28 protein-coding genes are annotated in these 26,961 nt (G+C 72.7%); 17 read left to right on the top strand and 11 right to left on the bottom strand.

The window, feature by feature from the left end:
• Nucleotides 1–37 precede the first annotated feature (37 nt).
• Entirely contained in the window at nucleotides 38–1,060 is a 1,023-nt protein-coding gene (locus WMI84_RS03525; RefSeq protein ID WP_347350625.1) for a hemolysin family protein, read from the bottom strand.
• Nucleotides 1,057–2,478 carry a hemolysin family protein gene (locus tag WMI84_RS03520; RefSeq protein WP_347350624.1) on the bottom strand — a complete coding sequence of 474 codons (1,422 nt, stop codon included), beginning with the start codon at nucleotides 2,476–2,478 and terminating at the stop codon, nucleotides 1,057–1,059. Before WMI84_RS03520 ends, WMI84_RS03525 begins: the two co-directional genes overlap by 4 nt.
• Nucleotides 2,479–2,634: 156 nt before the next feature.
• Between WMI84_RS03520 and WMI84_RS03515 the strand changes: the two genes are divergently transcribed.
• The 3 genes from WMI84_RS03515 (at nucleotide 2,635) to mshB (ending at nucleotide 6,023) form a co-directional block, all read left to right on the top strand.
• Entirely contained in the window at nucleotides 2,635–3,102 is a 468-nt protein-coding gene (locus tag WMI84_RS03515; protein WP_347350623.1) for an NUDIX domain-containing protein, read from the top strand.
• 13 nt (nucleotides 3,103–3,115) lie between these two features.
• On the top strand, nucleotides 3,116–5,035 hold the full coding sequence (gene typA / locus WMI84_RS03510) for a translational GTPase TypA (protein WP_347350622.1): 1,920 nt from the start codon (nucleotides 3,116–3,118) through the stop codon (nucleotides 5,033–5,035).
• Nucleotides 5,036–5,150: 115 nt separating this feature from the next.
• Complete coding sequence (mshB, locus tag WMI84_RS03505; protein ID WP_347350621.1) at nucleotides 5,151–6,023, top strand: N-acetyl-1-D-myo-inositol-2-amino-2-deoxy-alpha-D-glucopyranoside deacetylase; 873 nt, start codon at nucleotides 5,151–5,153, stop codon at nucleotides 6,021–6,023.
• Nucleotides 6,024–6,088: 65 nt separating this feature from the next.
• Here mshB and WMI84_RS03500 read toward each other — a convergent pair whose 3' ends face one another.
• A complete protein-coding gene (locus WMI84_RS03500) occupies nucleotides 6,089–7,132 on the bottom strand; it encodes a GNAT family N-acetyltransferase (RefSeq protein WP_347350620.1) in 1,044 nt (347 codons plus the stop codon).
• Between the two features lie 49 nt (nucleotides 7,133–7,181).
• Between WMI84_RS03500 and fdxA the strand changes: the two genes are divergently transcribed.
• The 3 genes from fdxA to WMI84_RS03485 are packed head-to-tail and all read left to right on the top strand — an operon-like array spanning nucleotide 7,182 to nucleotide 10,037.
• Nucleotides 7,182–7,508, top strand: coding sequence for a ferredoxin (gene fdxA, locus WMI84_RS03495; protein WP_347350643.1), 327 nt, complete (start codon nucleotides 7,182–7,184; stop codon nucleotides 7,506–7,508).
• A gap of 13 nt (nucleotides 7,509–7,521) precedes the next feature.
• Entirely contained in the window at nucleotides 7,522–8,688 is a 1,167-nt protein-coding gene (gene dapC / locus WMI84_RS03490) for a succinyldiaminopimelate transaminase (protein WP_347350619.1), read from the top strand.
• 56 nt (nucleotides 8,689–8,744) lie between these two features.
• Complete coding sequence (locus tag WMI84_RS03485; RefSeq protein WP_347350618.1) at nucleotides 8,745–10,037, top strand: citrate synthase; 1,293 nt, start codon at nucleotides 8,745–8,747, stop codon at nucleotides 10,035–10,037.
• 136 nt (nucleotides 10,038–10,173) lie between these two features.
• Here the strand turns inward: WMI84_RS03485 and WMI84_RS03480 are convergent, their stop codons facing one another.
• Together WMI84_RS03480 and dapD are read right to left on the bottom strand one after the other, a co-directional pair.
• Entirely contained in the window at nucleotides 10,174–11,067 is an 894-nt protein-coding gene (locus tag WMI84_RS03480) for a hypothetical protein (RefSeq protein ID WP_347350617.1), read from the bottom strand.
• Between the two features lie 33 nt (nucleotides 11,068–11,100).
• A complete protein-coding gene (gene dapD, locus WMI84_RS03475) occupies nucleotides 11,101–12,027 on the bottom strand; it encodes a 2,3,4,5-tetrahydropyridine-2,6-dicarboxylate N-succinyltransferase (RefSeq protein WP_347350616.1) in 927 nt (308 codons plus the stop codon).
• 77 nt (nucleotides 12,028–12,104) lie between these two features.
• On the opposite strand from dapD, the gene dapE reads away from it, so the two are divergent.
• From dapE to WMI84_RS03455, 4 genes are read left to right on the top strand one after another with little or no spacing between them, the layout of a single operon-like run.
• Nucleotides 12,105–13,211, top strand: a complete 1,107-nt coding sequence (dapE, locus tag WMI84_RS03470; RefSeq protein ID WP_347350615.1) for a succinyl-diaminopimelate desuccinylase — start codon at nucleotides 12,105–12,107, stop codon at nucleotides 13,209–13,211.
• 32 nt (nucleotides 13,212–13,243) lie between these two features.
• Nucleotides 13,244–14,026 (top strand): TIGR00730 family Rossman fold protein, encoded by a 783-nt coding sequence (locus WMI84_RS03465; RefSeq protein WP_347350614.1) that lies wholly within the window; start codon nucleotides 13,244–13,246, stop codon nucleotides 14,024–14,026.
• Nucleotides 14,023–14,592, top strand: coding sequence for a DivIVA domain-containing protein (locus WMI84_RS03460; RefSeq protein ID WP_347350613.1), 570 nt, complete (start codon nucleotides 14,023–14,025; stop codon nucleotides 14,590–14,592). Before WMI84_RS03465 ends, WMI84_RS03460 begins: the two co-directional genes overlap by 4 nt.
• Nucleotides 14,589–15,800 (top strand): hypothetical protein, encoded by a 1,212-nt coding sequence (locus tag WMI84_RS03455; protein ID WP_347350612.1) that lies wholly within the window; start codon nucleotides 14,589–14,591, stop codon nucleotides 15,798–15,800. The genes WMI84_RS03460 and WMI84_RS03455 overlap by 4 nt, the downstream gene beginning before the upstream one ends.
• A gap of 172 nt (nucleotides 15,801–15,972) precedes the next feature.
• Here the strand turns inward: WMI84_RS03455 and WMI84_RS03450 are convergent, their stop codons facing one another.
• Nucleotides 15,973–16,776 carry an enoyl-CoA hydratase-related protein gene (locus WMI84_RS03450; RefSeq protein WP_347350611.1) on the bottom strand — a complete coding sequence of 268 codons (804 nt, stop codon included), beginning with the start codon at nucleotides 16,774–16,776 and terminating at the stop codon, nucleotides 15,973–15,975.
• A 143-nt stretch (nucleotides 16,777–16,919) separates the two neighbouring features.
• On the opposite strand from WMI84_RS03450, the gene WMI84_RS03445 reads away from it, so the two are divergent.
• Nucleotides 16,920–17,093 (top strand): DUF3117 domain-containing protein, encoded by a 174-nt coding sequence (locus WMI84_RS03445; protein ID WP_076262632.1) that lies wholly within the window; start codon nucleotides 16,920–16,922, stop codon nucleotides 17,091–17,093.
• Between the two features lie 125 nt (nucleotides 17,094–17,218).
• Here WMI84_RS03445 and WMI84_RS03440 read toward each other — a convergent pair whose 3' ends face one another.
• On the bottom strand, nucleotides 17,219–17,842 hold the full coding sequence (locus WMI84_RS03440) for an O-methyltransferase (RefSeq protein ID WP_347350610.1): 624 nt from the start codon (nucleotides 17,840–17,842) through the stop codon (nucleotides 17,219–17,221).
• Nucleotides 17,843–18,034: 192 nt separating this feature from the next.
• On the opposite strand from WMI84_RS03440, the gene sigE reads away from it, so the two are divergent.
• Genes sigE through WMI84_RS03420 form a run of 4 tightly spaced genes read left to right on the top strand, consistent with a single transcriptional unit; the run spans nucleotide 18,035 to nucleotide 21,152 of the window.
• Nucleotides 18,035–18,667, top strand: coding sequence for an RNA polymerase sigma factor SigE (gene sigE, locus WMI84_RS03435; RefSeq protein WP_347350609.1), 633 nt, complete (start codon nucleotides 18,035–18,037; stop codon nucleotides 18,665–18,667).
• Nucleotides 18,664–19,380 (top strand): hypothetical protein, encoded by a 717-nt coding sequence (locus tag WMI84_RS03430; protein ID WP_347350608.1) that lies wholly within the window; start codon nucleotides 18,664–18,666, stop codon nucleotides 19,378–19,380. Before sigE ends, WMI84_RS03430 begins: the two co-directional genes overlap by 4 nt.
• Nucleotides 19,377–20,753 carry a trypsin-like peptidase domain-containing protein gene (locus WMI84_RS03425; RefSeq protein WP_347350607.1) on the top strand — a complete coding sequence of 459 codons (1,377 nt, stop codon included), beginning with the start codon at nucleotides 19,377–19,379 and terminating at the stop codon, nucleotides 20,751–20,753. The genes WMI84_RS03430 and WMI84_RS03425 overlap by 4 nt, the downstream gene beginning before the upstream one ends.
• A 54-nt stretch (nucleotides 20,754–20,807) precedes the next feature.
• Nucleotides 20,808–21,152: a preprotein translocase subunit TatA gene (locus WMI84_RS03420; protein ID WP_347350606.1), complete on the top strand. Its 345-nt coding sequence runs from the start codon at nucleotides 20,808–20,810 to the stop codon at nucleotides 21,150–21,152.
• 26 nt (nucleotides 21,153–21,178) lie between these two features.
• Here WMI84_RS03420 and WMI84_RS03415 read toward each other — a convergent pair whose 3' ends face one another.
• The 4 genes from WMI84_RS03415 to WMI84_RS03400 form a co-directional block, all read right to left on the bottom strand.
• Entirely contained in the window at nucleotides 21,179–22,321 is a 1,143-nt protein-coding gene (locus WMI84_RS03415; protein ID WP_347350605.1) for an Mrp/NBP35 family ATP-binding protein, read from the bottom strand.
• A gap of 74 nt (nucleotides 22,322–22,395) precedes the next feature.
• The gene (locus WMI84_RS03410; RefSeq protein WP_347350604.1) at nucleotides 22,396–22,932 is read right to left on the bottom strand and encodes a DUF1003 domain-containing protein; all 537 of its coding nucleotides are present in this window, start codon (nucleotides 22,930–22,932) and stop codon (nucleotides 22,396–22,398) included.
• Nucleotides 22,929–24,233, bottom strand: a complete 1,305-nt coding sequence (locus WMI84_RS03405) for a CBS domain-containing protein (protein ID WP_347350603.1) — start codon at nucleotides 24,231–24,233, stop codon at nucleotides 22,929–22,931. The genes WMI84_RS03410 and WMI84_RS03405 overlap by 4 nt, the downstream gene beginning before the upstream one ends.
• A 21-nt stretch (nucleotides 24,234–24,254) precedes the next feature.
• Nucleotides 24,255–24,785, bottom strand: a complete 531-nt coding sequence (locus WMI84_RS03400) for a hypothetical protein (protein ID WP_347350602.1) — start codon at nucleotides 24,783–24,785, stop codon at nucleotides 24,255–24,257.
• Between the two features lie 88 nt (nucleotides 24,786–24,873).
• On the opposite strand from WMI84_RS03400, the gene WMI84_RS03395 reads away from it, so the two are divergent.
• Together WMI84_RS03395 and WMI84_RS03390 are read left to right on the top strand one after the other, a co-directional pair.
• On the top strand, nucleotides 24,874–25,926 hold the full coding sequence (locus WMI84_RS03395) for a CoA ester lyase (protein ID WP_347350601.1): 1,053 nt from the start codon (nucleotides 24,874–24,876) through the stop codon (nucleotides 25,924–25,926).
• A gap of 43 nt (nucleotides 25,927–25,969) precedes the next feature.
• Nucleotides 25,970–26,872: a CoA ester lyase gene (locus WMI84_RS03390; RefSeq protein WP_347350600.1), complete on the top strand. Its 903-nt coding sequence runs from the start codon at nucleotides 25,970–25,972 to the stop codon at nucleotides 26,870–26,872.
• Nucleotides 26,873–26,961 lie beyond the last annotated feature (89 nt).

Raw genomic sequence — 26,961 nt, 5'->3', positions numbered from 1 at the left:
AAACGTGCACTCTCGACGGGGGGTCGGGGGAGTCGAGTCACCCGGCCGGTCGGTCCGTCTCGTCGTCGAACCGGCCGATGACCCGCTCGAGCAGGTCCTCCATCGACACGAGCCCGACCGGTCGTCCGGGCTCGCCGACGAGGACCAGCTGCTGGCGGGCGGCGCGCAGCTCTTCGACCGCCTCGAGCAGGGTCAGGTCGGGGGAGAGGACGGACACCGGTGAGACGAAGCGGGCGATCGGCCCGTCCTGGGGGGCGCGGACGACGTCGCGCACGTGGACGATGCCGATCGGTGCCCCGGCCTGCATGACGAGCAGCCGGGACCGCCCCGAGCCGCGGGACACCTCCTCGGCCTGCCGGCACGTCGCCTCGAGGCCGATGGTGACGGCCCGGCCGAGCGGGACCATCAGCGAACCCAGGCGGTGGGTCTGCAGGTCGATCGCCCCGGCGAGCACCCGGTGCTCCGGCTCGGTGAGGGTGCCCTGCTCCCGCGACGCCGCGATGAGCAGCTGCAGCGCGCGGGGGCCGTGGGCCTGGGCCAGCTCCGGCTGCGGGGTCACCCCGGCGAGTCGCAGCGTCAGGTTGGCCAAGCCGTTCAGCAGGGCCAGGACCGGGCGCACAGCCCGGGCGAAGGCACGGAACGGCAGCGCCAGCAGCACGGCCGAGCGTTCCGGATGGGAGATCGCCCACGACTTCGGCGCCATCTCGCCGACGACCATGTGCAGGAACACCACGACGGTGACGGCCAGCACCACACCCACGACGGCCGAGACCTCTTCCGGGACCCGCACGGCGCCCAGCGCCGAGCCCAGCAGGTCGGCCACGGCGGGTTTCGCGAGGGCGCCGAGCCCGAGGGTCGCCAGCGTGATGCCGAGCTGGGCGCCGGCGAGCATGAGCGAGAGCTCGCGAGACCCCGCCAGCGCCGCTCGCGCTGCCCGGGTGCCCGACTCGGCCAGCTCCTCGAGGCGGTGGCGCCGGCTGGCGACGAGCGCGAACTCGGCCGCGACGAAGAACCCGTTCAGGGCGAGCAGGAGGGCCGAGACGAGCAGCGCGGTCGTCACGGGGCCTCACCCCCCGCATCGTCCGCCTGCGGGCCGGGCGACGGCGGGGAGCCGGGCCGCACGTCGAGCGCCTGCAGGCGGACGAGCTGCGCCACGTGCCGCTCGACGGCGGTGACGACCATCCGGACGCCCCCCGCCATCACCCGGCGCGACCTCCCGTCGGTGGTGCCGACCTCGATGGGCTGCTCCGAGCCGGCGCCGACGTGCACCACGTCGCCGACCACGGGCGTGCGTCCCAGCCGGTCCAAGATGAGGCCGCTCACCGTCTCGAAGGGGTCCTCGGCCTCGATCCGCAACCCGGTGTCCGCCACCAGCTCGTCGAGCCGGAGCCGGGCCGGCACGAGCCAGGCGCCCAACCCGTCCGCGACGACGCCCCTCTCCGGCTCGTCCTGCTCGTCGAAGATGTCGCCCACGACCTCCTCGGCGATGTCCTCCAGGGACAGGACGCCGGCGAACCCGCCGTGCTCGTCGATCACGACCGCGAGCTGCCGATGCTCCCGGCGCAGCTGGTCGAGCACCTGACCGAGCGGGGCGCTCGTCGGCACGAGGCTCGCCGGGGACGCCACGTCGCGCACGCGGGCGCGGGGCCGCTCGGCGGCGGGGACGGACAGCACCTCGGCCAGCCCCACGACCCCGACGATGTCGTCCCGGTCCCGGCCCGTGACCGGGAAGCGCGAGTGACCGCTGTCGAGCAGCGCGACCAGGTCGGCCACGGTGGCCCTCGCCGGGATGGACACGACGCGAACCCGCGGGGTCATGGCGTCGTCGGCGGTCAGCCGGCGCAGCCGGAGCCCACCCTCGAGGGTGCCCGACAGCCGGTCGGCCAGCAGCCCGCCGGCGCGGGACTCGTCGATGATCCGGCCCAGGTCCTCGGCCGTGGCGCCGTGGTCGAGCTGCTCCACCGGCTCGATCCCGACCGCCCTGAGCAGCCGGATCGAGGCGGAGTCGAAGAGGCGCACGACCGGGCCTACGGCAGCGAGGTATACAAGCGTGCTGCGGCTCAGGGCCCGAGCCACCGGTACGGTCCGCGCGATCGCCAGGTTCTTCGGGGCCAGCTCGCCGAAGACCATCTGCACGGCGGTCGAGAACACGAGGACCGCGGCGACGCTGAGGCCGAGGCGAGCGGCATACGTCAGGCCGGTGAAGCCGAGCAGCTGCGCCAGCCCGACGCCGATCAGCGGCTCGGAGACGTAACCGACGAGCAGTGCCGTCACGGTGATCCCGAACTGGGCCGCGGACAGGGTGAAGGACAGGCGCGAGGTGATGCGCAGCGCGCGTTCGGCGGCGGCGTCACCCGACCGGGCGAGCTCGCGCAGTGCAGCCCGGTCGACCGCGACGTAGGCGAACTCCTGGGCCACGAAGTAGCCGGTCGCCGCGGTCAGCGCGAGGACCAGGACGATACCGAGCAGCAGGTCCATCCGTCAGCACCGGGCCGGCGGGGTCGAGTGGGGGAGCCGGGCGTCACCCGGCCGGGGACTGTGGCCCTCCCGGGGCGCGGACGTCATGGCCGAAGGGTACCGGGCCGGGCCGGCGTGCCGGGAATCGAGCGGCGATGTGTCACCATCGTCTCCGTCATGCGCACGCAGAGCCCGATCCGCCAGCACGCCGGCAGACGGCTGGTCGTCGGGGCCGCACTGGTCGACCACGCCGCCGCGCCGCGGCGACTGCTCGCGGCACGCCGCACGGAGCCGAGCGAGCTCGCGGGCGGCTGGGAGCTGCCCGGCGGCAAGGTGGAGCCCGGGGAGGCGCCGTTGGCTGCCCTGCACCGTGAGATCGGCGAGGAGCTGGGCGTCGACATCGTGGTGGGACCCGCCGTGCCGGGTCCGTTGCCCGGCGGGACCTGGCCGCTGGGTGACCGCTACGAGATGCTCGTGTGGCTGGCCACGGTCCTCGGCGGTCGTGCCCCGCGGCCCCTGGAGGACCACGACGAGCTGCGCTGGCTGGCCCGCGCCATGCTGCACGACGTGCCGTGGCTGCCGGCCGACCTGCCGATCATCGACGCCATCGCGGCCCGCCTGCACGACCCAACCCCACGACCTTGAGAGACTGACAGCCATGCCCAGGAGCACCCGAGCGGACATCCGCAACGTCGCCATCGTCGCCCACGTCGACCACGGCAAGACGACGCTCGTGGACAAGATGCTGTGGCAGGGCGGCGCGTTCGACGAGCACCAGACCGTCGAGAGCACCGGCGAGCGGGTCATGGACTCCGGCGACCTGGAGCGCGAGAAGGGCATCACCATCCTCGCCAAGAACACCGCGATCCACTACAACGGACCCTCCGCCGTCGCGGCCGGCCTGACCGACGGCATGACCATCAACATCATCGACACCCCCGGCCACGCGGACTTCGGCGGTGAGGTCGAGCGGGGCCTGTCGATGGTCGACGGCGTCGTCCTGCTCGTCGACGCCTCCGAGGGCCCGCTGCCGCAGACCCGCTTCGTGCTGCGCAAGGCCCTGGGCGCGCGGCTGCCGGTGGTGCTGTGCATCAACAAGGTGGACCGGCCCGACGCGCGCATCGCCGAGGTCGTCGACGAGGTCTACGAGCTGTTCATGGACCTGCTCGAGGCCGGCGCGGACGTCGACGGGGCCCTCGACTTCCCGATCGTCTACGCCTCGGCCAAGGCCGGACGGGCCTCCCTCAGCCGCCCGGCCGACGGTGGCCTGCCCGACGAGGAGAACCTCGAGGCCCTGTTCCGGACCATCCTCGAGACGATCCCGCCGCCGACGTTCGACCCGGAGGCGCCCCTGCAGGCGCACGTGACCAACCTCGACTCGTCGAACTTCCTCGGCCGGATCGCCCTGCTCCGGGTCTACAACGGCACGATCCGCAAGGGCCAGCACGTGGCGTGGTGCAAGCACGACGGCACCATCGAACGCGTCCGGGTCAGCGAGCTGCTGCTGACCGAGGGCCTGGAGCGCAAACCCGCCACCCAGGCCGGGCCGGGCGACATCATCGCGATCGCCGGGATCCCCGAGATCATGATCGGTGACACGCTCGCCGACCCCGACGACCCGCGGCCGCTGCCGCTGATCACCGTCGACGAACCGGCCATCTCGATGACCATCGGCACGAACACCTCCCCGCTGGCCGGGCGCGTGCGCGGCGCCAAGATCACCGCACGTCTGGTCAAGGACCGTCTCGACCGGGAGCTCGTCGGCAACGTGTCCCTGCGGGTCCTGCCGACCGAGCGCCCCGACACCTGGGAGGTCCAGGGACGCGGCGAGCTGGCCCTGGCCATCCTCGTCGAGCAGATGCGCCGCGAGGCCTACGAGCTGACCGTGGGCAAGCCCCAGGTCGTCACCCGGCTGGTCGACGGCGCCGTGCACGAGCCGGTCGAGCGCCTCACCATCGACACCCCGGAGGAGTTCCTCGGCGCGATCACCCAGCTGCTCGCCTCCCGCAAGGGGCGGATGACGCAGATGACCAACCACGGCAGCGGTTGGGTCCGGATGGAGTTCGTCGTGCCCTCCCGCGGCCTGATCGGCTTCCGCACCGAGTTCCTCACCGAGACCCGCGGCACCGGCATCGCGCACCACGTCTTCGACGGGTACGAGCCCTGGCACGGCGAGATCAGGACCCGGCTGACCGGTTCGCTGGTGGCCGACCGGAGCGGGCCGGCCACGACCTACGCGATGTTCAACCTGCAGGAGCGCGGCACGCTGTTCGTCGAGCCGACGACGGAGGTCTACGAGGGGATGATCGTCGGGGAGAACTCCCGGGCCGACGACATGGACGTCAACATCACCAAGGAGAAGAAGCTGACCAACGTGCGGTCCTCGACGGCCGACGTCCTCGAGCGGCTCGTCCCGCCGCGCCGCCTCTCGCTCGAGCAGTGCCTGGAGTTCTGCCGCGAGGACGAGTGCGTCGAGGTGACACCCCAGGCGGTCCGGATCCGCAAGGTCGTCCTCGACGCGCACTCCCGGGCCCGCACCGCGGCCCGGGCCCGGGCCGCCGCCAAGGCGGACGCCTGACCGGTGCCGATGGGGTCGGCGCCTGACGCGCCCGGCGAGTGGACGGCCCGGACCGGGCCACGCCGGCGGTGGCATCGTGGACCCGTCACCGTCGCCGTCCGATGATCGGAGGCCCATGCCCCACCGCCTGCTGTTCGTCCACGCCCACCCCGACGACGAGACGCTCACCTGCGGCGTGACGATGGCCCACCACGTGGCGATGGGCGACGAGGTACACGTCCTGACATGCACCCTCGGCGAGGAGGGGGAGGTCATCCCGGCCGAGCTGCGCCACCTCGCCGGGCGGCCGGACGACGCTCTCGCGGCCGTCCGCTACGACGAGCTGCGCGAGGCCCTGTCCCGGATCGGCGCGCAGCTGCACATCCTCGGCGCCGACCCGGGCGCGGGTCGTCTCTCGCGCTACCGCGACTCCGGGATGGCCGGCTCCGCGGCGGCCGCCCGCCCGGAGGCGTTCGTGGGCGCCGACCTCGACGAGGCCGGGCAGCTGGTCGCCGACCTCGTCCGGGCGGTCCGCCCGGACGCCGTCGCCACCTACGACCCGCAGGGCGGGTACGGCCACCCGGACCACATCCAGGCGCACCGGGTGACCCGGGCCGCCCTGGACCGGCTGCCCGACGAGGACCTGCCGGGCAGGGTCTTCGAGATCCTCGTCGCGCGCTCGTGGGCCCTGCAGGACCGCGCCCTGCTGCCGGAGCTCGGCGCGGCGGCATACGGACTCGTCCTGCCCCGCGCGCACGACCCCTTCCCGCCGTCGGTCGTCCCCGATGCCCGGGTCACCCACGTCGTCGAGGACAGCGCCGCGCGCGCCGTCAAGAACGCCGCCCTGCGCGCGCACCGCACCCAGGTCACGGTGGTCAGCGAGGACCTGCATGCCCTGTCGAACAACATCGCGGCGCGCACGAGCGAACGGGAGGGCTTCGGCCGGGTCGACCCGCGCACCTGGGCGCCGATCGGCGTCGGCGAGCGGCACGGCTCGCTCTTCTCCTGAGTCCGGCGCGACGCCACGACGCGGCGCCCCCCGCCGGCCGGGAGAGCAGGTCCCCGTGGACAGGATCAGCCCTCGGCAGCGGCCAGGTAGAGGTAGTCGTGGTGGGTGGTGAAGTCGAACTCCTGCCAGAACGCGACGGCCCCGGCGTCGGCACCCGACACCTGGGCGTACAGCGAGGGCATGTTGTTGTCCCGGGCAGCCATGCCGATCGCCGACACGATCGCGGTCGCGACCCCCCGGCGCCGGTGCTCGGGGCGCACCCACAGCCCGAAGATGCCGGCCCAGCCGGGGTGGATGGCCATCCGGGCGATCCCGACGAGCCGCCCGCCGGTGTCGTCCCGGACCGACATGAACAGCTGCCCGCGGCTGCCGGTCAGCACCGACTCGGTCACCCCCGGCACGACGTGGCGGGACTCGCCGTAGGCGATCAGCCAGTCCGACTGCAGCCTGGCGTCGGCGGTCACCGGCGGCGAGGCCGCGGTCAGCGGCGGCAGGGCACCCAGCGGGGCGGTCATGACGTGCACGTGCCGGCCGGCGTGCGCGGCCGGCACGGCATAGCCCCGCTCGAGCAGCTGGGCGCCCACCTCCGTGTCGGCGGGCTCGAACCCGGCCGGCCCGGGCAGCTGGAACATCGGCCGCCGGCCGCGCTCGCCGTACCACCTCTCGACGTAGTCGACCGCCCGGTCGAGCGGGAGGCTCGGGTCGCCGACCGGCAGGGCGGAGTTGGCCCGGCTGGTGAAGCTTGAAGCCGACCGGAGCAGCCACGAGCCCAGGCCGGCCTGGTCCACCGCGACCCAGCCGCGCGCCATCAGCAGCTCGAGGTCGTCGACACCCACCCGCCGGTGGGCGGGCCCGGGCCGGCTCGGCGGCGGTGGCACGTCCTTGGCGGCCACCACGGCACGGCGCGGGATGGTCACCGGCCCGAAGGCGCTGTCGACGACGAGGCTCTGCTCGTCACGCGAGCGCAGCATCCCGAGGACGTCCGTGGCCCCCGCCTCCGAGCCGGGCGGCAGCAGGTACCGGACGACCACGCGCTCACCGACCGTCAGGCGGCCCGACGGGTCGCCCCGCCGCGGGCTCGGTGGTCCCGTCGCGGCAGCACCAGTCATGTCCGGCATACTAGGGCTGCCGCAGACACCCGCCGAGGAGGACTCGTCCATGACCTACGTCATCGCCCAGCCTTGCGTCGACCTCAAGGACAAGGCGTGCGTCGAGGAGTGTCCGGTCGACTGCATCTACGAGGGGCGGCGCTCCCTCTACATCCACCCGGACGAGTGCGTGGACTGCGGCGCCTGCGAGCCGGTCTGCCCGGTCGAGGCGATCTACTACGAGGACGACGTGCCCGAGGAGTGGAGCGACTACTACACCGCGAACGTCGAGTTCTTCGACGACCTCGGCAGTCCGGGCGGGGCGGCCCGGCTGGGAATGATCGACAAGGACCACCCCATCGTCGAGGCCCTGCCGCCGCAGCAGCACGACGTGTGAGCGCTGCGCGGCCGTGCCGGACCTGCCCGACTTCCCGTGGGACACGCTCGCGCCGTACAAGGCGCGCGCGGCCGCGCACGAGGACGGGATCGTCGACCTGTCGGTCGGCGCCCCGGTCGACTCGACACCGCAGGTCGTGCAACGGGCGCTCGCCGACGCGGCGGACGCCCCGGGCTACCCCCAGACCGTGGGCACCGCGCAGCTGCGCGCCGCCATCGTCGACTGGTTCGCCCGGCGCCGCCACGTCACGCTCGGTCCCGACGCGGTCCTGCCCACGATCGGCAGCAAGGAGCTCGTCGCGTGGCTGCCCACCCTGCTCGGGCTCGGCGCCGGCGACGTGGTCGCCATCCCACCTGTCGCGTACCCGACCTACGAGGTAGGTGCCCGGATCGCGGGTGCCACACCCGTGGTCGCCGGGGTCCCTGACGACCTGCCCGCGCTCGACGCAGCGGCCACTCCCCGGCTGCTCTGGGTCAACAGCCCGGCCAACCCGCACGGGCAGGTTCTCGGGGTGGAGCACCTGCGCGCGGTGGTCGGGTGGGCCCGGGCCCACGGGGTCGTCGTCGCCAGCGACGAGTGCTACGCCGAGCTGGACTGGCGGCCGGGGCACCTCGGCCAGGCGACCCCGAGCATCCTGCACCCCGACGTGTGCGGCTCCAGCCACGCCGGCCTGCTCGCGCTCTACTCGCTGTCCAAGCAGTCGAACCTGGCCGGCTACCGGGCGGCCTTCGTCGCCGGTGACCCCACGCTCATCGGTCGGATCCGCGAGGTGCGCAGGCACGCCGGGATGATGATGCCGGCACCCGTACAGCACGCGAGCGCGGTGGCGCTGGGCGACGACGGGCACGTGCGAGCCCAGCGGGCGACATACGGACGCCGGCGCGAGCGGCTGGCCGCGGCCGTCGAGGGTGCCGGCCTGCGCATCGAGCACTCCGAGGCGGGCCTCTACCTGTGGGCGACCCGCGACGAGGACTGCTGGCGCACCGTCGCCGACCTGGCCGACCGCGGCATCCTGGTCGCGCCGGGCACGTTCTACGGAGCGCTCGGAGCGCGACACGTGCGGATCAGCCTGACCGCCACCGACGAGCGGGTCGAGGCGGCCTGCTCGCGGCTTCGGTCGCAGGCGCCGGGCCCGGACCTGCCCGGTGCTCCGTTACCGCGGCAGGACCGGCTGGGGTAACGTCGCAGGACAAGACCCCGGCCCGTCGAGGGCCGCCACGAGGAGGCGATGTACCAGTGACGCAAGCAGTGGACGGGACTCTCAAGGTTGGAGACAAGGAAGTCAGCTTCCCCGGTGTCGACGCGGTCCAGGGCAACCACGGACTGAACGTCTCGTCACTGCTCAAGCAGACCGGACTGGTGTCGTATGACGTGGGCTTCGTCAACACGGCCGCGTGCAAGAGCCGGATCACCTTCATCGACGGTGACCAGGGCATCCTGCGTTATCGGGGCTACCCCATCGACCAGCTCGCGCAGCAGTCGAGCTTCGTCGAGGTGGCCTATCTGCTCATCTACGGCGCGCTGCCCACCGCCGACCAGCTGGCGGCCTTCGACGCCCGCATCCGGCGCCACACCATGCTCCACGAGGACCTGAAGGCGTTCTTCAACGGCTTCCCCCGCGACGCGCACCCGATGCCGGTCCTGTCGTCCGCGGTCTCGGCGCTCGGCACCTTCTACCAGGACAGCCTCGACCCGTTCGACGCCGAACAGGTGGAGATCTCCACCGTCCGGTTGCTCGCCAAGCTGCCCACGATCGCCGCCTACGCGCACAAGAAGAGCGTCGGCCAGCCCTTCATCTACCCCGACAACTCGCTCGGCCTGGTCGAGAACTTCCTGCGCATGACCTTCGGCATGCCGGCCGAGCCCTTCCGGCCCGACCCGGTGGTCGTCAAGGCGCTCGACCAGCTGTTCATCCTGCACGCCGACCACGAGCAGAACTGCTCGACCTCGACCGTGCGCCTGGTCGGCTCGGCCCAGGCCAACCTGTTCAACTCGGTCTCCGCGGGCATCCACGCGCTGTCCGGCCCGCTGCACGGCGGGGCCAACCAGGCCGTGCTCGAGATGCTCGGCCAGCTGCGCAGGTCGGGCGAGAACCCGAAGAAGTTCATGGAGCGGGTCAAGAACCGCGAGTCGGGGGTCCGGCTCATGGGCTTCGGCCACCGGGTCTACAAGAACTACGACCCGCGCGCCGCGATCGTGAAGAAGTCGGCCGACGACGTGCTCGAGAAGCTCGGCGCCAACGACCCGCTGCTCGACATCGCCAAGCAGCTCGAGGAGGTCGCGCTGGCCGACGACTACTTCGTCGAGCGCCGGCTCTACCCGAACGTCGACTTCTACACCGGCGTCATCTACAAGGCGATGGGCTTCGAGTCGAAGATGTTCACCGTGCTGTTCGCGATCGGCCGGCTGCCCGGCTGGATCGCCCAGTGGCGCGAGATGATGACCGACCCGGAGACGAAGATCGGCCGTCCGCGCCAGGTCTACACGGGCGAGGCCGAGCGCCCCTTCGTGCCGATCGACCAGCGCTGAGCGGGTCTGCCCGGTCCCGGCGGGCGCAGAGCGAGCCACGAGGTGAGCCGGCCGTGCGCGGCCGGGCGGGTGAGCGGCATACCTCACGGGTATGCCGCCCACCGCGTCCCGAGGGGCTGCTCCCGTACGTGGCGGGTCAGCCGAGGGACACCCGGACCGTCGTCGTGGCGGTGCCGTCCGACCAGCCGTCGCCGCCCGCGGCACGGTCCCAGACCCGGTCCCCGACGGCCACCCGCGTGATGCCGTACGTCTGGGCCCAGGCCACCGCCCAGTGACCGACCGCCCACGCCTGTCGTTCGTCGCGGGCCTGCACGGTCAGGCCGTGCGAGTCGGTCGTGGCCGACACGCCCATCTGGGTGTGCAGGGCGGCGGCCACCTCGCTCGGTGCCGCGTGCGAGGTCGCGGGGTCGAGCCGACACGTCAACCCGGCAGGTGACCATCCGCTCAGGGTCGAGGCGAGGACCCGGCCCTGGCCCTCGTGGTCCCGGTAGGCCTCCGGGTAGGCGCTGCGCTGCACCTGCTGGGCGATGGTGGTGATGTCGGCCTGCTCGTAGCCCTTGAGCTTGACCAGCTCGTCGTAGAAGCGGTTCGTCGCGTAGACCGGGTCGAGGATCTGCTCGGGCGTGCCCCAGCCCTGGCTCGGACGCTGCTGGAAGATCCCGAGCGAGTCACGGTCGCCGAACCGGATGTTGCGGATCTTCGACTCCTGGTAGGCGGTCGTGATCGCGATCGTCGCGGCCCGGGCCGGCAGGTCACGCTTGATCGCGACCGCTGTGATGAGCGCGGCGTTCGCGGTCTGCTCCGGGTCGAACGTCTCGGTCATCCCGCCGGCCTGGATGGTGCAGACGGGTGACCGCATGCTGGCGAGCAGCGCCGACCCGCCGAGCCAGCCGGCACCGGCCACGAAGGCGGCGACGAGCAGCAGGACGAGCCGGCCGCGGCGGCGGTGCCGTGCTCCGCGCCGTGACCCGGTCACGGGCCGGGTCCGGCCGGACTCGGCGAGCGCCAGGCCGGTGCGGTCGGTCGGCATCGGTTCCCCTTCCCCGGGAGCCGGTGTCCCGGCTCAGTTCGTGTGCAGCGCAGCGTTGAGCGCGATGCCCCTACCGGTGCGGTCGCGGGCCTCGACCGTGCCGGTCGAGCTGTTGCGCCGGTAGAGGATGTTGCCCGCCCCGGACAGCTCGCCTGCCTTGACTACGGTGCCGTCGGGCAGGGTGACCTTCGTGCTGGCGGTGACGTAGAGCCCGGCCTCGACGACGCAGTCGTCGCCGAGCGAGATGCCGACCCCGCCGTTGGCGCCGACCAGACAACGCCTGCCGATGCTGATCCGTTCCGTCCCCCCTCCGGAGAGGGTCCCCATGATCGAGGCGCCGCCACCGAGGTCGGAGCCGTCGCCGACGACGACGCCCTGGCTGATGCGACCCTCGACCATCGAGGTGCCCAGCGTGCCCGCGTTGAAGTTGCAGAAGCCCTCGTGCATGACGACGGTGCCCGGGGCGAGGTGGGCGCCGAGACGCACCCGGTCGGCGTCGCCGATCCGCACCCCCGGCGGCACGACGTAGTCGGTCATCCGCGGGAACTTGTCGATCCCGTGGACCTGCACCGGCCCGTGCCCGCGCAGGGCGAGGCGGGTCTGCTCGAAGCCCTCGACCGCGCAGGGGCCGTGGTTGGTCCAGACCACGTTGGCCAGCGTCCCGAACACTCCCTCGAGGTTGATCGTGTTCGGGGCGACGAGGCAGTGCGACAACAGGTGCAGGCGCAGGTAGGCGTCGCTGGGGCCGGCCGGTGGCGTGTCCAGGTCGACCTGGACGAGCCGGACCTCGGTGCGCACCCCGCGGCGTCGGTCCGGCCCGGCCAGCGCGGTGAGCCCGGCGGGCGGCTCGGCGTCGGCGGGGGCCGCGCCCAGGGCCGGTCGGGGGAACCAGGTGTCCAGCACCTGGCCGTCGTCGGTGATCGTCGCCAGACCGTGTCCCCATGCGGTGCGTTGCGCCATGCGGCAAGGGTAGGGGGCGCCGGGGAGCACCCGAAACCGCGCCCGAGTGGTGGGCCGGCTGCCGCTAGCCTTCCGGTATGCCGCCCACCGACCCAGGTCCCGTACCCGCCGTCCTCGACCCGTCCAGCGAGGTCACCGCGCTCACTGCCGCGATCTGTGACGTGCCCTCCGTCAGCCGGGACGAGACGGCGCTGGCCGACGCCGTCGAGGCGGCCCTGCAGGGCCTGGGGCACCTGGAGGTGCTCCGGGTCGACAACACGCTGGTGGCTCGCACCCACCTCGGACGCGCCGAGCGGGTGGTCCTCGCCGGGCATCTCGACACCGTGCCGATCAGCACCTTTCCGGGCGGCGCGACGCCCAACGTGCCGACCCGGCTGGTCGAGGGCGAGCTCTGGGGTCGGGGCACGGTCGACATGAAGGGCGGGGTCGCCGTCATGCTCCGGATCGCGCACCTCGTGCCGGAGCCGAGCCGCGACCTGACCTTCCTGTTCTACGAGTGCGAGGAGATCGAGGCGGACCTGAACGGGCTGGCGCGTCTCGGGGCGCGGCGGCCGGAGCTGCTCGCCGGCGACTTCGCGGTGCTCCTCGAGCCGACCGGCGCGGCCATCGAGGGGGGGTGCAAGGGCTCCCTGCGGGTCGATGTGACCACGACGGGGGTGGCGGCCCACTCGGCCCGGCCGTGGAACGGCCACAACGCCATCCACGACGCGGCCGAGGTGCTCTCCCGGCTCGCCGGCTACCGGGCCGCGACGGTCACGGTCGACGGGCTCGACTACCACGAGGCCCTCCAGGCGGTCGGGATCGAGGGTGGGATCGCCGGCAACGTGATCCCCGACCGCTGCGTCGTCAGGGTCAACTACCGGTTCGCGCCCGACAAGTCGGTCGACGCGGCGTTCGAGCACGTGCGCGGGGTGTTCGAGGGATTCGAGTGCGTGCTCGGCGACGCGGTCGCGGGCGCCCGACCCGGGTTGCACCTGCCGGCGGCGCAGGCGTTCGTGGCGGCCCTCGGGCTGCCGGTGGGTCCGAAGGAGGGCTGGACCGACGTCGCCCGCTTCGCCGAGCTCGGCATCCCGGCGGTCAACTTCGGCCCCGGCGACCCGAACCTGGCCCACATGGACGACGAGCGCTGCCCGGTGGTGCAGTACGGGCGAGCAGAGCAGGCCCTGCTGCGCTGGCTCTCCTGAACCCGACGACCGGTCGCGCATAGGGTTGCCCTGTGACGCACCCAGGGCCCGGCGGGCAGCCGGATGACGAGGACCTCGAGGCGGGGGGCAGCGAGCGCCGCTCGGGTCCGGTCACCTGGCGCCGCGGGCGGGTCCCGGCCACGACGACCGACCAGCGCCTGCTGGACCGGAGGCAGCCGACCGACTGGCTGCACGCCGACCCGTGGCGGGTCATGCGCATCCAGTCCGAGTTCGTCGAGGGGTTCGGGACGCTCGCCGAGCTCGGGCCCGCCGTCGGGGTGTTCGGCTCGGCCCGGGTGGCGCCCGAGGATCCCGACTATGCCTTGGGCGTCGAGGTCGGCCGGCTTGCCGTCGAGGCGGGGTTCGCCGTCATCACCGGCGGTGGGCCGGGGGCCATGGAGGCGGCGAACAAGGGCGCGTTCGAGGCTGGGGGAACCTCGGTCGGGCTGGGCATCGAGCTGCCCTTCGAGGCGGGGCTGAACCCGTACGTCGACCTCGGCATCAACTTCCGCTACTTCTTCGCCCGCAAGACGATGTTCGTCAAGTACTCCCAGGGGTTCATCGTCCTGCCGGGTGGTTACGGCACCCTCGACGAGGTCTTCGAGGCCCTGACCCTGGCGCAGACCCGGAAGGTGACCGACTTCCCGCTGGTGCTGCTGGGCAAGGACTACTGGCGGGGCCTGATCGACTGGCTGCAGGATGGACCGCTGGCCAAGGGGATGATAGACGCCGGCGACGTCGCACGGCTGACGCTGACCGACGATCCTGCGGAGGCCGTCCGGTTGGTCCAGACCCACGCGGAGCCCTCGGCGTGAAGTGGCTCTTCCTGCTCGTCGGCATCGTCGTCCTCTGCGGGGTGGCCGCACTCCTGCTCGGGTACGTCGGCGGGGGAATGGGCCGGGCGACCTCGACGCTCAGCCACGAACCACTGCCTGACGACGAGCTGACCGACGCCGATCTCGAGAACCTGCGCTTCGACGTCGCGGTCCGGGGCTACCGCATGAGTGAGGTCGATGCGGTCATCGGTCGGCTCCGTCGGGAGCTGAAGGAAAAAGACGAACAGCTGGGCGTGCTGCTCGCCGACGCCCCCGGTGCCACCGGACCGGTCCCGTCGGGTCCGTCGACCACGCCGCCCGGGTCGTCGGTCGAGGTGGACCCGCCCGACCCGACCCGACCCACCGCGGACCACCCGTGGGAGCGTGACCCATCCGGGGGTGACGCTCCGTCCGGGGGTGGCGCCGGAACCATGGGTGACGCTCCGCCCGGGGGTGGCGCCGGAACCATGGGTGACGCTCCATCCGGGGGTGGTGGCGCCCCACCCCTGCGCGCCGCCGAACCGTTGCGTGGCGCCGAACCGCGCCAGCACCCGCGGGCCGAATGACGCCCGGCGCGGGGCGGGCCCGCCGCACCTTCGGGCTGACCGTGCTCGGGCTCTATGCCGCGTGCCGGGTCGTCACGACGCTGATCCTGCTCGCGGTGCTGCCACGGCAGGTGCCGAGCGGAATGACGGGCGGGCCGGACGTACCGGTCACCTACTGGAGCTTCACGGCTCTCTGGGACGGGCAGTGGTACCAGCAGATCGCGCTGCACGGCTACCCCGACGTCCTTCCGCTCGGGCCGGACGGGCACGTGCAGCAGAACCCGTGGGCCTTCTACCCACTCTTCCCGCTCGCCTCGCGGGCGGTGATGCAGCTCACCGGGCTCACCTTTCCCACCGCCGGCTCGACCGTCGCGTTGCTCTGCGGCTTCGGCGCGGCACTGCTGATGGGAATGCTGCTGCGTGACCGGGTCGGGGAGCGTGCCGCGCTGGTCGTGGTCGTGCTCTGGGCCAGCTTCCCCGCCGCTGTGACCTTGCAGCTGGCCTACAGCGAGGCGCTGGCGATGCTCCTGCTGGTCGGCTACCTCTGCGCGCTCGACCGCCGGCGCTGGCTCGTCGCCACGGCGATCGCCCTGCTCATCGGGCTGTCGAGACCGATCGGGGTGCCGCTGGGGCTGGTCACCCTGGTGGTCGTCCTGGTCCGGTGGCGAAACCGAGGACGGCACCCGATCGGCACGCCGGAGTACGCGTCGATGGCGGCGGCGTTGCTCGGGTGCGCCATCGCCGGGCTGCTCTGGCCGGCCATCGCCTGGTTTCGCACCGGCAGCCCGGGCGCGTACACCGACACGATGGCGGCCTGGCGAGGCTCGGGGCATCTCGAGCTCTTCACGCCTTGGCCCGGCGTGGCCAAGTGGTGGCTCGGTGACATCTGGGGGCCGCTCCTGCTCGCCGTCATCCCCCTGGTCATCATCGGCATGGTCGCCGGCCCGTGGGCGGCGGCGCTACGGGCAGACCTGCGCGCGTGGTCGCTGGCCTACCCGGTCTACCTGGCTGCGGTGCTCGACCCGTTCACGAGCATCGTGCGCTACCTCGTCCCGCTCTTCCCGCTCCTCGTCCCGCTCGTCGGGGCGGGCTGGGCCGACCGGCGCGGGACCACGTGGCGCGGGCTGCTCGCCCGGGGGGTCCCGCTGCTCGTGCTGTGCGTCGTCGGCCAGTACTGGTGGACGGAGACCCTCTGGAGGTTCGTGCCGCCGACCGACTACCCGCCGTGACACGGGGCTGCGAGCGTGCCACCACCGTTGGCGGGTCCCTCATTACCTGCTCCGCTGGGCGGAGCAGCGGGCCCGCTGCTCCCCTGGGCGGAGCAGCGGGCCCGCTGAGTCGCTGAGCGGAGCAGGTGTCGAGGGTCCGGCGAGGGGACGGGCGGGCGCCCGGGCCGGCGAGTCAGCGGCCGGTGAAGGTCGGCCTCTGCTTGGCGACGAACGCGTCGACGGCGGCGCGGTGGTCAGTGCTGGCGCCGGTCCGGTTCATCAGCTCACCCTCGTGCACGAGCGCGGCCGCCAGGTCGTGCGTCGAGCTGTAGGCGACGGCCCGGCGGATCGAGCCGTAGGCGAGCGTGGGCCCGTGCGCGAGCATCGTCGCGAACTCGCGGACCGTGTCCTCGAACGCCTCGGCGGGCACGACCTTGGTGAGCAGGCCGAGCTCGAGCGCCTCGGCCGCGGGAACCGAACGGGGGAAGTACAGCAGCTCCTTGGCCTTGGCCGGCCCGACCAGCCGGGGCAGGTGCCACGACGCGCCCGAGTCGCACGAGAGACCGATCCCGGCGAAGGAGGTGTTCAACGAGGCCGTGGCGACCGCGACCCGGAAGTCGCAGGCGAGGGCGAAGCTGAGCCCTGCACCGGCGGCCACCCCGTTGAGTGCCGCCACGACCGGCTTGTCCATCCCGGCGAGGGCCTCGACGATCGGGTTGTAGTGCTCGGTGACCGTCGTCCCCAGGTGCGCGTCACCGGCCGCGAGGTTGGCCAGGTGTTCCTTGAGGTCCTGGCCGACGCAGAAGGCCCGTCCCGTGCCGGTGAGCACGACGCAGCGGACGTCGGGATCGGCCGCCACCTGCCACAGGGTGTCTCGCAGGGCCTCCTTGAGCGCCGTGTCGAGGCTGTTCAACGCATCGGGGCGGCAGAGTCGTACCCAGGCGACGGCGTCGGCGGTCTCGAGCTGGAGCGGGTCTGGGGGCGGGGTCTCGGTCATGTCCGCAACTCTGTCCCATCGATCTCGGGGAAGGGAAGCGCCGCCGGCTGCCCGTGCTCTGGGGCACACCCACGATTAGGCCTCGTCGAGGCGGTCCGGAATAATGGTTCGTAGCACCCACGCATGTCTACGGAAGGGGAGTCATGGCAGCAATGAAGCCGAGGACCGGAGACGGACCGCTGGAGGTCGTCAAGGAAGGCCGCGGCATCGTGCTGCGTATGCCGCTCGAGGGGGGCGGTCGTCTTGTCGTCGAGATGACTCCGGACGAGGCAGCAGCCCTGCGTGACGCGATCCAGGGATGCGACGGCGTCAGCTGAGGTCCCGCACCGGGCGAGGGCCCCGACCCGCCGGGTCGGGGCCCTCGCCGCGCCACCGGCTCGGCGCTCCGCGCCACCGGCTCGGCGCTCCGCGCCACCGGCTCGGCGCTCCGCGGCGACGAGGCTCAGCGCTTCACCGCGACGAGCAGGCCGGAGCTGACCGGAAGCAGCGCGGTCGTGAACTGGTCGTGGTCGCGCAGGGCTCGGCCGACCTCGCGCAGGGTCGTCGTCTCGGGGTCACGGGCGGCCGGGTCCGACTCCCTGTCGGACCATGACATGACCAGTGTCCCGCCATGTCGCAGCAGCCGGGTGGCCTGCTCGACGTAGGCCGGGTAGTCCGTGCGGTCGGCGTCGATGATCAGCATGTCGTAGGCCCCGTCGGTCATCCTCGGCAGCACCTCGGCAGCCCGGCCGGTGATGACCCGGGTCCGCTGGTGGGCGATCCCGGCCGCAGCGAAGGCGCCCCGCGCTGCGCGCTGGTGCTCCGGCTCGAGGTCGATCGTGGTGAGGATGCCGTCGGGCGCCATCCCGCCGAGCAGCCAGAGCCCCGACACCCCGGCACCCGTCCCGATCTCCATGACGGCCCTGGCCCCGACCGCAGCGGCGAGGACCTGGAGCGTGGCCCCGGCCCCGTTGTCGATGGCGTCGACTCCCAGCTCGTCGGCCCGCCGTCGCGCGGCCTCGACATGCTCGGACGGAGCGACGAACTCCTCGGCGTGGGCCCACGCGGCCAGCTTCTGCGAACTCATGGCGCCACCCTACTGTCACGCGACCACGGCCCTTGCCGCCCTTCTGGCCGGCTGACGAGGGGATCACCGTCCACAGGTGGCTCTCAGGTTCACCACAGGGGGCGGCTGGCCCGAGGTCGCACGATGGGGGAACGAAACGAGCAGGGGTGACGTTGTGCCCTGTGGCAAACTCTTCGAGAGGTGAATGAGCGCGTGACGACCACGACCGACCGAACCGGGCACGGCGCCCCGTCGGACGCCGGCTGGACCCCACCCAGCTGGGCGGAGATCGTCGAGCAGCACTCTGCCCGCGTGTACCGCCTCTCCTACCGTCTGACCGGCAACCCGCACGACGCGGAGGACCTGACCCACGACGTCTTCCTGCGGGTCTTCCGCTCGCTCAACACCTACGAGCCGGGCACCTTCGAGGGATGGCTTCACCGGATCACCACCAACCTGTTCCTCGACCGCATGCGTCGCAAGCAGCGGATCCGCTTCGACGCGCTGCCCGAGGACGCGGCCGGGCGCATCGCGAGCCGCGAGAAGGGCCCGGAGCAGACGTTCGACGACACCCGGTTCGACGACGACGTGCAGCGCGCGCTCGATGCCCTGTCACCCGAGTTCCGCGCGGCGGTCGTCCTGTGCGACATCGAGGGCCTGTCCTACGAGGAGATCAGCGCCACATTGGGCGTCAAGCTCGGCACGGTCCGCTCGCGCATCCACCGCGGTCGCGCCCAGCTCCGGGAGGCCCTGGCCCACCGGGCCCCGGACCCGAGCACCCGCACCAGGGCGTCCCGGCCCGGCCTGCACCTGCCGGGTCGCAGAGTCGCGGCGGGTACTCAATGACCCCACACCTGCGCGGACACGTCCGCGCCTACGTGGACCGGACGCTGCCGGAGTCGCTGCTCCGGCTCTTCGACCAGCACCTCGTCGCCTGCGAGGTATGCCGGGCCGCGGCCGAGCAGGAACGGCGAATCGTGCTGGCGTTGCAGGCCGACACCGGGGTGCCCCAGTCGCTGCACTCCATGCTCCTGGGTCTGGCGACCACCGAGCCCCAGGTGCCGGCCGTGCCCGCGGCCCCTGCCCGGGTGCGGGTCAACCTGCCGGCCAGCCCCTTCCGCGACCCCCAGCCCGCGCCGCGTCACCCTGCGCTGCGTCACCCCGTGCCGACGGTCGCCCCGAACGCGCCGGCACTGCATCGTTCTCCCGTTCGCGCCGCGGTCTTCGCATCGCTTGCCGCGACTGCGTCGGTCGCCGCGGCCTGGGGTCTGAGCGTCGTGCCGCTGCAGGCCGGCAGCCGTGCCCCGGTGCCCTCGGCCCGGGTGCCCGTCGAAGCCACCCGCCTCACACCCGCCCCGCTCAGCCAGGTCGTCCCGGTCCGCACCGTCGTGAGCAGCCCGGTCGGCGTACGCGACCTGCGGCTCGCCCCGACCGACCAGAGCGGGGCCCAGGTGTCTGCGCCGGCCTCGATCTGGGCGGTCACGAGGGCGCTCGGGCTGCCTGACCTGGTCGGATCGGTTCGAGTCGGCGTGGTCGGTTCGACACAATCAGGTCCATGAGCGACCAGACGAGGGCGCCGGGTCCCGAGGAGCAGGCGCCCCCGCAGCCGGACCGCACCGAGGTGATCGACACCGGCCGGTCTCGCCGGACGGCCACCGGTGCGGACGCCACCCTCCACTGGTTCGACGTCCCGGTCCCGCCGCCGTCGGACCGTGCGGAGATCCCGTCGCCTGCGGAGCCGCCCTCCGCCGGTGCCCTCCGTGCGGAGCCCGGCTCGGCGGCATACCACGGCCTGAACCACACCATCCCGCTGGGCCCGGCGCTCTCGGTGGCCCGTCGCGACGCGCCGCCACCGACGACGCGGCGGTCACGGCGGCTGCTCGTGCCGCTCGTGCTCGCCCTCTGTCTGGCCTCCGGTGCGATCGGCGGGGTCGCCGGCCAGCTCGTCGCCGACTGGCGGCCGATCGGCTCGACGCTCCCGCAGCCCGGTCCGGGTGCCACGAGCCGACCCGCCGGCAGCATCGCCGGCATCGCCGCGAGGGCCCTGCCCAGTGTCGTGACGATCCGGGTCAGGGGCGGCGAGGGTGAGGCCACCGGATCGGGCTTCGTAATCGACGGCAAGGGCCACATCCTGACGAACAACCACGTCGTGTCATCCGCCGGTGAGGGTGGCGCGGTCGAGGTGGTGCTCAGCAACGGCGACACGGAGTCCGCGACGATGGTCGGTCGGGACGCCAGCTACGACCTGGCCGTCCTGAGGGTGGCGCGCACCGGTCTGGCCCCCCTCGCGCTCGGGGCCTCCGACCAGGTCGTCGTGGGCGACGAGGTGATCGCCGTCGGCGCGCCGCTCGGGCTCGACCAGACGGTGACGAGCGGCATCGTGAGCGCCCTGAACCGGCCGGTCACGCCCGGCGCGGGCGACGAGGCGTCGTACATCAACGCGATCCAGACCGACGCCGCGATCAACCCGGGCAACTCGGGCGGGCCGCTGCTCGACCTGAAGGGCCAGGTCATCGGGGTCAACTCGGCCATCGCCCGGGTTCCCGGCAGCACCTCGGCGTCCAGCGGCAACATCGGTCTCGGCTTCGCGATCCCGAGCGACCAGGCCCGCCGCACCGCCGACCAGCTCATCGCGACGGGGCACGCGACCCACCCGGTCATCGGCGTGCTGCTCGACCGCACCTTCGGCGGCGAGGGTGCGCAGGTCTCCACCGGCAAGGACGCCGTCACTCCCGGCGGCCCGGCGGACAAGGCCGGCGTCAGGCCCGGCGATGTCATCGTCGGCTTCGACGGCAGCCGGGTCGGCACCCCGGACCAGCTCGTCGTGTCCATCCGGTCGCGCGCGGTCGGGGACACCGTCAGGCTGCGGGTCCAGCGCGGCGGCGAGCAGCTCGACCTGCAGATGCGCTTGGAGTCGGCGCCCAGCGACTGATCGCAGGGAGGTTTCGTACCATGGTGCGGCGCGGGACAGCTGGGAGGTGGGTCGGTGATCGACATCAACGGGTGGGAGTTCATCCTGCTGGTCGTCCTCGCCGTCGTCATCCTCGGCCCGGAGCGACTTCCGGACTATGCCGCCAAGCTCGCCCGCCTCGTCCGCCAGGCCAAGGGGCTGGCCGAGCGGGCCAAGACGCAGCTGAAGGACGAGATGGGTCCGGAGTTCTCCGACATCGACTGGCGGGCCTACGACCCACGCCAGTACGACCCGCGCCGGATCGTCCGTGACGCCCTCAGCACGCCGGACCCCTCGGTCGACGGCCAGACGGTGACGCTGCCCAAGCCGGTCGAGCACGACCCGAGCCGGCCGACGCCGTGGGACAACGAGGCGACCTGACCGGCCCGAGTCGGCCTGAGCGGGCGTCAGCGCCCGACCGGGCTGACGCCGAGCGAGCGGCCGGCCAGACCGCGGGAGCGGTGCGCGAGCCCACGGGCGATGCCGCGCAGGGCCACCCCGGCCGGCGAGTCGGGCTCGCCGAGCACGACGGGCGTGCCGTCGTCGCCGCCCTCGCGCAGCCGCGTGTCCAGCGGGATCTGGCCGAGCAGCTGCACGGGCGCACCGATGTTGCGAGACAGCGACTCCGCGACCCGCCGGCCGCCGCCGGAGCCGAAGATCTCCTGCCGCGAACCGTCGGGCAGCTCCAGCCACGACATGTTCTCGATCACCCCGACCACCCGCTGGTGGGTCTGCAGCGCGATCGAGCCGGCCCGCTCGGCCACCTCGGCCGCCGCCTGCTGGGGCGTGGTGACCACCAGGATCTCGGCGTTCGGGATGAACTGGGCCACCGAGATCGCGATGTCGCCGGTGCCCGGCGGCAGGTCGAGCAGCAGGACGTCGAGGTCGCCCCAGAAGACGTCGGAGAGGAACTGCTGCAGGGCCCGGTGCAGCATCGGCCCGCGCCAGACGACCGGCTGGTTGCCGGGCACGAACATGCCGATCGAGATGACCTTCACGTCGTGCGAGACCGGCGGCAGGATCATGTCGTCGACCTGGGTCGGCTTGTGCTCGACACCGAGCATCCGCGGCACGGAGAAGCCGTACACGTCGGCGTCGACCACCCCGACGCGCAGGCCCTGCTCGGCCAGGGCGGCGGCGAGGTTCACCGTGACCGACGACTTGCCGACGCCGCCCTTGCCGGAGGCCACGGCATAGACGCGGGTCAGCGAGCTCGGCTTCGCGAAGGGGATCTCCTTCTCGGCGATGCCGCCGCGCAGCTGCTCGCGCAGGGCCTTGCGCTGCTCGTCGCTCATCACGTCGAGCGTGACCGTGACGCTCGTGACGCCGGGCACCCGTTCGAGCGCCAGGGTCGAGTGCTTGCTGATGGTGTCGCGCATCGGACAGCCGGAGATCGTCAGGTAGACGGTCGCGTCCACGTGGCCGGATTCGTCGATGTCAACCGACTTGACCATGCCGAGCTCGGTGATCGGCTTGCGGATCTCGGGGTCGTTGACGGTGGACAGTGCCGTGAGCAGGGCGTCACGGCTCGGCAGCGCGGAGACAGACATGGTCCCCATCGTATGTCGCACGCGGGGCCGTTCTCGTCGGGCGTCCGGACGGACGGATGGCACGGCGCGGGAGGCTACTCCGCCGACCGGGCCTCGTCGCGGGGGGCGATCAGGTGGCGCTCCTCCAGCTCGCCCAGCAGGTCGCGCAGCTCGGAGCGGACGAAGTCGCGGGTGGCCTGCTCGCGCAGTGCGAGCCGGAGCGAGGCCACCTCGCGAGTGAGGTACTCGGTGTCGGCGAGGTTGCGCTCGTCCCGGGCGCGGTCCTGCTCGACGCTGACGCGGTCGCGGTCGGCCTGCCGGTTCTGGGCGAGCAGGATGAGGGGGGCGGCATACGACGCCTGGGTCGAGAAGAAGAGGTTGAGCAGGATGAACGGGTACGTGTCCCATTTGAAGCCGTAGATCCCGACCACGTTGAGGACGATCCAGACGATGATGAACAGCGTCATGTAGACGAGGAACTTGGCCGTGCCCATGAACCGGGCGAACTTCTCGGCGAGGACACCGAAGCTCTCCTCGGTCAAGGTCGGTCTCGGCAGCAGGCTGGCGCGCTGCTCCCGGGGCTGGTCGAGCCGGTCGGTGCGCCGTGGACCACGGCTGGGCTGGTCGCTCACGGGCCCACCTCCAGCTCGTGGCGCCCCTCACGCCAGTCCTCGGGCAGGATGTGGTCCAGCACGTCGTCGACCGTGACGGCCCCGATGAGCCGGCCGTCCTCGTCGACGACGGGCAGGGAGACGAGGTTGTACGTCGCCAGGGTGCGCGCCACGTACCCCAGCGCGGCGTCGTCCTCCAGCGGGTCGACGTCCTTGTCGATGATCGTGCCGACGCTCGCGTGCGGGGGCTCGCGCAGCAGCCGCTGGATGTGGACGAGCCCGAGGTAGCGGCCGGTCGGCACCTCGAGCGGGGGTCGGCAGACGTAGACCATCGAGGCGAGCGCCGGGGCCAGCTCCTCCCGGCGGACCATCGCCAGGGCCTCGGCGATCGTCGTCTCCGGGGCGAGGACGATCGGCTCGGTCGTCATCATCCCGCCGGCCGTGTTCTCGTCGTAGGTGAGCAGGCGACGCAGCGGCGCGGCGTCGCCGGGCTCCATCATCTGCAGCAGCTGCTCGGCCCGCTCGTCCGGCAGCTCGGCGAGCAGGTCGGCCGCGTCGTCGGGCTCCATCTCCTCGAGCACGTCGGCGGCGCGCCTGGGGTCGAGCCCGACGATGATCTCGACCTGGTCGTCCTCCGGCAGCTCCTCGAGGACGTCGGCCAGCTTCTCGTCGTCGAGGGCGGCGGCGACCTCGGAGCGGCGCTTCGGGTTGAGGTCGCGGATGACCTCGGCCAGGTCGGCGACCTTGAGGTCGTCGTAGGTCTCGAGCAGGCGCTCGGCGCTCTGCGCCGAGGTCTCGTCGTGCAGCCCGGACACGTCGCGGATGTCGACGAGCATCGTGCGGCCGGAGCGGCGACGGGTGATCCGGGACATGGCCCGCGATGCGGTGGAGACGCCGGAGCTCTGGCGGACGAAGACCTTGACCGCGAACCAGTCGCGGCGCACGCGCTGCTCGATGGCAAGGTCCTCGACCAGGGCCGCCGAGATACCGGCCGCCTCGGCCTCCGGGCCGCGCACCGTGACGGTCCGGTCGAACAGCTCGGCCGCCACGAGCGTCTCGTTGGTGCGCTGCTCGAACCGGCGCATGTTGACCAGCCCGGTGGTGATGACGGCACCCGCGTCGATCGAGGTGACCCGCGTCATGGGCACGAAGACCCGGCGCCGGCCGGGCACCTCGACGACGATGCCGATCACGCGGGGCTCGGGCCGGGCGTGCGTGAACATCACGACGACGTCGCGCACCCGTCCGACCTGGTCGCCGAGGGGGTCGAAGACGGCGAGACCGGTCAGGCGCGCGACGAACACGCGGGTGCTCGCACTCATGGCCCCAAGGCTAGAGGCTGGTCAGGAGCCGTGCCGGGTCCCGCGCCGGTGGCGGCCACGCCAGTGCCACGGCCGCCAGGACGCCGTCGTGGCGGGGGTGTCCACCGGCGCGGCCCGGTGGGCGCCGGAGCCGTAGCTGCCCGGGCCCTCGACCGGCTGGCCGAAGGGGCGCAGCGCGGTGATCGTGCACTGCTGCGCCCAGCGGGTCAGGCTGTCGTCGACGGCGTTGAGCCGGGAGGCCTTGAGCAGCCGGGCGGCCCCGGTCCACTCCGGGGTGCCCGGCTCGAGGATCGACCGCGCGGCGCGCGTGGTGAGCAGCCGCCCACCGGTGTCCTTGCTGCGCAGGATGATGCGGACCTCCTCGGCCAGCCACGGCAGCGGCTGCTCACCCGGCCCGCTGACGATGTACGCGGTGCCCTCGCTCCAGACGTGCCAGACACCCCAGGCGCGGCCGTCGGGCGCCTCGACCCAGAGCAGCCCCGACTTCGACATCGCCTCGGCCAGCAGGGCGCTGGCGTTGACCGGCGGCACCTCCGGCGGCTCGTCGCTCACGGCGCCACCCTAGCCGCCGCCCCGTCACCCCGGTCAGGGGTGAGGTCGGTCACGACGCGAGGGCCCGCGGGTTGCTACCGTGCCCCGCATGCGCAGCGCCAAGGACTTCTTCCGCCCCCTCGCCCTCGGTGCCCCCACACCGGTCACCGAGGTGCCGGCCCGGCCCAGCCGGATGATCCACTTCTTCGACCCGAGCAACGCGAAGATGGCCGCCAAGGTGCCGGCCATGGTCGGCACCGTCGACGTCCTGCTCGGCAACCTCGAGGACGCCGTCAAGGCGGACCGCAAGGAGGCTGCCCGCGCCGGCCTGGTCGCCATCGCGAAGGTGACCGACTTCGGCGCGCACACCCAGTTGTGGACGCGGGTGAACGCGCTGGACAGCCCGTGGGTGCTCGACGACCTGACCACCCTGGTCACCGAGATCGGCGAGAAGCTCGACGTGGTCATGGTCCCGAAGGTGCAGGGAGTCGAGGACATCCACTACGTCGACCGGATCCTCGCCCAGCTGGAGGCCCGCGCCGGCCTGACCCGCCCGATCCTCGTGCACGCGATCCTCGAGACGGCCCGTGGTGTGGTCAACGTGGACGAGATCGCGACCGCGAGCCCCCGGATGCAGGGCATCTCGCTCGGCCCGGCCGACCTGGCCGCCGACCGAAGGATGAAGACAACCCGGGTCGGCGGCGGGCACCCGGGCTACCTGGTGCGCGAGGACGCCGTCGGCGGCGACATCCAGGGACCGCGCGCTACCCACCAGCAGGACCTCTGGCACTACACGATCTCCCGGATGGTCGACGCGTGCGCGGCCGCCGGGATCTTCCCCTACTACGGCCCGTTCGGCGACATCAAGGACGTCGTGGGCTGCGAGGACCAGTTCCGCAATGCCTTCCTGCTCGGCTGCGTCGGTGCGTGGTCGCTGCACCCGGTGCAGGTCGAGATTGCCAAGCGGGTCTTCTCCCCGTCGGCCGCGGACGTCGCGCACGCCCGCCGGGTCAAGGAGGCGATGGGCGACGGCACGGGCGCGGTCATGCTCGACGGCAAGATGGAGGACGACGCCTCGCTCAAGCAGTGCCTCGTCATCCTCGAGCTCGCCGAGCGCCTCGCCGGGACGGACCCCGAGCTTGCCACGCTCTACGCCCTCTGAGCGGTATGCCGCTCAGCCCGTTCCCGACGAAAGGTGCACCCAGGTGAGCGATCGGTCCCAAGCCGGCCCGGCGGCATACGGCGGCTATCGTCCGCGCCGCTCGGTGCTCTACATGCCGAGCTCCAACGAGCGGGCCCTGGAGAAGGCCAGGACCCAGCCGGTCGACGGGCTCATCCTCGACCTCGAGGACGCCGTCGCACCGGACGCCAAGGAGCAGGCGCGCGAGAACGCCTGCGCTGCAGTCAGGTCCGGCCAGTACGGCAACCGCGAGCTGACGATCCGGGTCAACGGGATCGGCACCCAGTGGCACGACGCCGACCTGGCCGCAGCCAGCGCGGCCGGTCCCGACGGGATCGTCGTGCCCAAGGTCGACTCGGCGGAGCAGGTGTGCCGGCTGGTCGCCGCGATGGAGGCGGCCGGCGCGCCGGAGCACACGATGCTGTGGGCGATGGTCGAGACGCCGGTCGCGATCCTGCACGCCGAGCAGATCGCCCGCGCCTCGGACCGCCTGGCCGTGTTCGTGATGGGCACCAACGACCTGGTCAAGGAGCTGGGCGCGGCGCACGTACCAGGCCGGTCTCCGATCCAGACCAGCCTGCAGCTGGCGCTGCTCGCCGCCCGCGCGGCCGGGATCGCGATCCTCGACGGGGTCTACAACGACGTCAAGGACGCCGAGGGCTTCGCCGCCGAGTGCCGCCAGGGCAGGGAGCTCGGCTTCGACGGCAAGACCCTGATCCACCCGGGCCAGGTCGGGCCGTGCAACGCGGCCTTCGCCCCGAGCGAGGACGAGGTCGCGAGCGCCCGCGAGATCATCGCGGCGTTCGAGGCCGCCCAGGCAGAGGGCCGCGGGGTCGTCACGGTCAACGGCCGGATGATCGAGAACCTGCATGTCGACACGGCGCACAAGGTGCTGGCCACCGCGGCGGCGATCGCGGCGCTGCGCTGAGGTCGGCGGCCAGTCCGCCGTCGGGAGTGATCGGAGTCGTCCGGACGTTGGGCAGGCATGGGCGAACGGCCGGAGGCGGGTGGCGCGGC

The organism is Intrasporangium sp. (genome assembly GCF_039812505.1).
Classification (GTDB): Bacteria; Actinomycetota; Actinomycetes; order Actinomycetales; family Dermatophilaceae; genus Intrasporangium_A.
This window is presented reverse-complemented; position numbering and strand designations above follow the sequence as displayed.